At 65.6% G+C, this 733-nt stretch carries 1 protein-coding gene; it reads right to left on the bottom strand.

Going from position 1 to position 733, the window contains the following annotated elements; translation table 11 throughout:
* Positions 1-677 (bottom strand): MFS transporter (locus CJ177_RS46500; protein ID WP_143548835.1); only part of this gene is annotated, 677 nt, incomplete at its 3' end.
* Between the last annotated feature and the right edge of the window lie 56 nt (positions 678-733).

The following is a 733-nucleotide window of genomic DNA, read 5'->3' as shown; positions in this document are numbered from 1 at the left end:
ATCGCGGCGACCCAAGCGATCATCCACACCGTGCCGAGTACCGCGATGCGGCCGGAACGCTCAGCAGGCGGGGTGTGGGGGATCACGGCATAGCACGCAATGGCCGTCACTGCGCACACTATGGTGAGGATGATGAAAAAGCCTCGCAGCGACAGACTCTCGACGATGAAGCCACCGCCGATCATGCCCACGACGATGCCGACACCGGTGGCGATGACCAGAACCGCGACACCCACCGTGATACCGTCCTCGCCGAGATTGCGGCGCAGGAAACCGAGCGGAAGCAGCTGCGCCGCGCCCCCGAATCCCATGAGAATGCAGCCGACCAGAAGGGTCGAGTACGAGTCGCCGGCAGCCGGAACGAGCGCGCCGATCGCAAGGAATGCGGACGCCGCCACCGCGGCGTTACGGTCGCCGTGCAGATCGGCGAGGCGCGGCAGCAAGATGAAGCCCGCTCCCCCGCCGAGGGTCAGCGCCGTGTAGAGCCACGTCGTCTCGGCCACTGTGGCGAGGCCGTACTGCGCCTGGATGATCGGCAACAGCGGCGGCAGGATGAAGATGACGGCGTTGGTCAGGACGATCAGCAGCGTGCCGACACCGATGAGCACTGCCTTGTTCGGCCCGGGGCGAGCAGTCCCCGCACGGCCGGGTCCGGATTGCTGGTGGATCTCTGTCATGAATTGCTTCCTTCGATGATCACGCCGCCGTCTCGCATGATCATGTCGACCATGGC

This window comes from Rhodococcus sp. ACPA1 (genome assembly GCF_002300195.1).
GTDB classification, from domain to species: domain Bacteria; phylum Actinomycetota; class Actinomycetes; order Mycobacteriales; family Mycobacteriaceae; genus Rhodococcus_F; species Rhodococcus_F opacus.
Note: the sequence above shows the minus strand (reverse complement) of the source record. Positions and strands in the feature narration are given on the sequence as shown.